Raw genomic sequence first — 3,417 nt, 5'->3', positions numbered from 1 at the left:
AGTTTGAATTATAGAATTAAGAGATGATTAGACGTTTATGTATCAAAAATTCTTTGGAAGCCTAGAGCACAAAAGAGATGGCGATAAAGTTGAACTGAAGGCTGTGCTAGAGAATCTAGCTTTCAACGAAGACGGTTTAGTACCGGTGATCACTCAAGATGCATCAACAAAAAATGTATTGATGATGGCCTGGATGAACAAAGAGGCGATTGAAAAAACGCTTGAGACGCGGAAGGTCACATACTGGTCGCGCAGTCGACAATCATTTTGGGTAAAAGGGGAGTCGAGCGGACATACCCAAGCACTGTGTGAAATGTATTTTGACTGCGATGGCGACAGCATTTTATGTATTGCTGAGCAAGTTGGGCCTGCTTGTCACACTCTCAGACCCAACTGTTTTTACTTAAAAGCCGATCAAGAATCGCAAGTTGTACATGTAATAGGAGATGGTTATCAATCATGACCACAACACTCATTAAGAATGCCTTGGTGGTAAATGAAGGGAAAGCTGAAGAGCTTGATGTGCGTATTAAAGATGATCGCATAGCGGCCATTTCAAGCAACCTGACTGCTTCGAATAATGACAAAGTCATTGATGCGCATGGCTTCTGGCTTTTGCCGGGAATGATCGATGATCAAGTTCATTTTCGTGAGCCGGGTTTAACGCATAAGGGAAGTATTAAAACTGAATCACGAGCCGCTGTGGCGGGCGGTATTACAAGCTATATGGAAATGCCGAATGTTAGCCCGGCCACTACGACCATAGAGGCCTTGCAAGACAAGCATGATATTGCAATGAGAAACTCGCTCGCTAATTACTCCTTTTACCTAGGTGCGACCGAAGACAACTTAGAGCAAATTAAACGTGTAGACCCCAAGACCACCTGTGGCGTTAAGGTGTTTATGGGGGCATCGACAGGTAGCTTACTTGTTGAGGATCAAAATGCATTAGATGCTATTTTTCGTGAATGCCCCGTGCTTATTGCCACGCATTGCGAAAGAGGGCCTGTCATGGATCGAAACCTAAAGAGAATCGAAGATTTGGGGCGTGAAATTACGATTCATGACCATCCAATTATTAGAGATGATGAAGCCTGTTATGCCTCTTCATCTTATGCCGTTGGATTGGCGAAGAAGTTTGGCTCGCAGTTAAATGTTTTGCATATCACAACAGAGAAAGAGCTTAGTCTCTTTGCGTCAGGCCCAGTCGAAACGAAACACATTACTGCCGAGGCTTGCGTTCATCATCTTTGGTTTAGCGAAGAGGATTATGCTCAGAAAGGTAACCTAATAAAGTGTAATCCAGCAATTAAGAAGGCTAGTGATCGAAACGCCATATTGCGGGCTTTGCGTGATGATGTGATTGATATTATTGCAACCGATCATGCGCCGCATACCTTTGATGAAAAAAACGTACCTTATATGCAAGCGCCTGCGGGCCTGCCATTGGTTCAGCATGCACTGCTGAGTTTAATTGAGCATGTTAGAAACGATCGTTTATCAATTGAACAGGTCGTGCAAAAAGCTGCGCATAATCCTGCCATTCGATATGGTGTGCAAGAAAGAGGTTTTATCCGAGAAGGCTATTTTGCGGATCTAGTGCTGGTGTCTCCTAACCAAGTTACGCCAGTTAGTCATGACAATGTGTTGTACCGTTGTGAGTGGACACCATTTGATGGGACAACATTCTCATCACGAATTCAGTCAACTTGGGTCAATGGAAATCTTGTGTTTGATAGCGATCAAGTGATTGATACCCACACGGCTTCAGCCTTGATATTTAATCGTCCAAATTAGGAGATTTATGAGTTCCCAAAAGCAGTTACCTGATGTTGCGTCGAATGCAAAAGTAGAGCGCGCCGCGACATTACGATGGGTAGGGATGGAAGCGATAGCAATACCTTTGTTTGTGAGAGCGCAGGGCGCTTTGCTTCAGGTGAGTGCCAGTGCCGACTTATATGTCAGTCTTGATGCGGCTGAGGCAAAAGGTATCCATATGTCGCGCTTGCACTTAGCCTTAAATCGCGATTTAGGTAATCAAGCGCTCACGCTAGAAACGCTTCAGGCATTGTTGTCGCAAATGCAGCGATCTCAGGAAGGTATTAGTAAGAATGCGAAACTTGCTTTGTCATTTGATTTAGTGCTTAACAAGCCAGCAATGCTGAGCGGTGAACAAGGGTTTCAGCGTTACCCGATTCGTATTGAGTCAGTTTTGCGTGACAACGAATTTAGCACACAGGTGGATGTGGAAGTGCCTTATTCGAGTACTTGTCCCTGTTCCGCATCATTGTCTAGACAGCTTTATAGCGAAGCGTTTGATCAGCGCTTTGGTGAAGAGTCGATTCCAAAAGATCAGATCCTTCAATGGATACTTCAAGAGGCAGGTTCGGTAGCAACACCACATAGTCAGCGTTCTTACGCGTACATTAAATTGATCTTAGCTCCCAATGAATGGTTCGAGTTTGATGAGCTAATTTTTGATGTTGAAAAAGCGATTGGTACGCCTGTTCAAACGGCGGTCAAACGTCAAGACGAGCAGGCATTTGCCAAACTTAATGCAGATAACTTGATGTTTTGTGAGGACGCAGCGAGACGCTTAAAAGACAGCTTAGAGCATATGAATGGCGTGGTGGATTATTGGTTCAAGGTTGAACATCAAGAAAGCTTGCATGCACACAATGCTGTAGCGATCGATTATAAATTTAGCGAATGAAAAGCGCCCCAAGAAAAACGAGGAAATAGAGAATGATGGAAGATGTGATCCCAAGAAATTACGAAGAATGGGAGCATTGCATTACGGTGGAGTGCGGCATCCCGCTGTCTATAGAGTTTATTGAAGAGAGAATCACTGCTTTGCAGGACATACGAGACTTTAAGACAAAGCAATTCTTAGACTTGTATGGTGAAAGATATCTTAATCAAGTACTTGTATGGTTTTCGCAAGCGAAAACAGCGCTGCAGACTAATTCATGATTTAAAGCTTAAGGAAGGTAAGTATGAAAAGCCTAGATACAGATGCTCTCTTTAATGAGTGGAATGCTGCACTAAAGACTCAAGATGCAGAAAGAGTGGTTGCTCTATATTCCCAAAGCGCTATTTTGTTGCCTACGTTGTCAAATCAAGTTTGTAGGAGTCCTCAAGAGATAAAAGATTACTTTTCGCAGTTTCTCAAGCTAAGGCCTCAAGGTAGAATTGTAGAAGCTGATTCGCGTCGATTCGGAGAAATTGCCATTAATTCTGGTGTTTATACTTTCGAGTTTGAAGAAGAGACTCTCGTAAGTGCACGATTTACTTTTGTTTATCACTGGGATGGTGAAAATTGGAAGATAATCGAGCATCATTCGTCGCGTTTCCCAGAATAGAGTATTAGCCTCAGGTAATAGTATTTATGACGAATTCAACAAACACTGTGTCGAA

The 3,417-nt window shown here is 43.2% G+C and carries 5 protein-coding genes; all 5 read left to right on the top strand.

The genetic code is table 11. The annotated features are described in order from the left end of the window. Positions 1-37: 37 nt before the first annotated feature. The 5 genes from hisI to A3739_RS08560 are packed head-to-tail and all read left to right on the top strand — an operon-like array spanning position 38 to position 3,362. Positions 38-463, top strand: a complete 426-nt coding sequence (hisI, locus tag A3739_RS08580) for a phosphoribosyl-AMP cyclohydrolase (RefSeq protein WP_068473989.1) — start codon at positions 38-40, stop codon at positions 461-463. Continuing rightward, the gene (locus tag A3739_RS08575) at positions 460-1,797 is read left to right on the top strand and encodes a dihydroorotase (RefSeq protein WP_068473987.1); all 1,338 of its coding nucleotides are present in this window, start codon (positions 460-462) and stop codon (positions 1,795-1,797) included. Before hisI ends, A3739_RS08575 begins: the two co-directional genes overlap by 4 nt. A gap of 7 nt (positions 1,798-1,804) precedes the next feature. Further along, entirely contained in the window at positions 1,805-2,713 is a 909-nt protein-coding gene (gene folE2 / locus A3739_RS08570) for a GTP cyclohydrolase FolE2 (protein WP_068473984.1), read from the top strand. A gap of 32 nt (positions 2,714-2,745) precedes the next feature. Then, on the top strand, positions 2,746-2,973 hold the full coding sequence (locus A3739_RS08565) for a hypothetical protein (RefSeq protein WP_068473981.1): 228 nt from the start codon (positions 2,746-2,748) through the stop codon (positions 2,971-2,973). 23 nt (positions 2,974-2,996) lie between these two features. Continuing rightward, a complete protein-coding gene (locus A3739_RS08560; RefSeq protein ID WP_068473978.1) occupies positions 2,997-3,362 on the top strand; it encodes an SgcJ/EcaC family oxidoreductase in 366 nt (121 codons plus the stop codon). Positions 3,363-3,417 lie beyond the last annotated feature (55 nt).

This window comes from Oleiphilus sp. HI0067 (genome assembly GCF_001635735.1).
This window is presented reverse-complemented; position numbering and strand designations above follow the sequence as displayed.

Excerpts from the sequence above, each read along its gene's own strand:
- hisI (WP_068473989.1), top strand. The coding sequence starts at position 38 with ATGTATCAAAAATTCTTTGGAAGCCTAGAGCACAAAAGAGATGGCGAT.
- A3739_RS08575 (WP_068473987.1), top strand. The coding sequence starts at position 460 with ATGACCACAACACTCATTAAGAATGCCTTGGTGGTAAATGAAGGGAAA.
- folE2 (WP_068473984.1), top strand. The coding sequence starts at position 1,805 with ATGAGTTCCCAAAAGCAGTTACCTGATGTTGCGTCGAATGCAAAAGTA.
- A3739_RS08565 (WP_068473981.1), top strand. The coding sequence starts at position 2,746 with ATGATGGAAGATGTGATCCCAAGAAATTACGAAGAATGGGAGCATTGC.
- A3739_RS08560 (WP_068473978.1), top strand. The coding sequence starts at position 2,997 with ATGAAAAGCCTAGATACAGATGCTCTCTTTAATGAGTGGAATGCTGCA.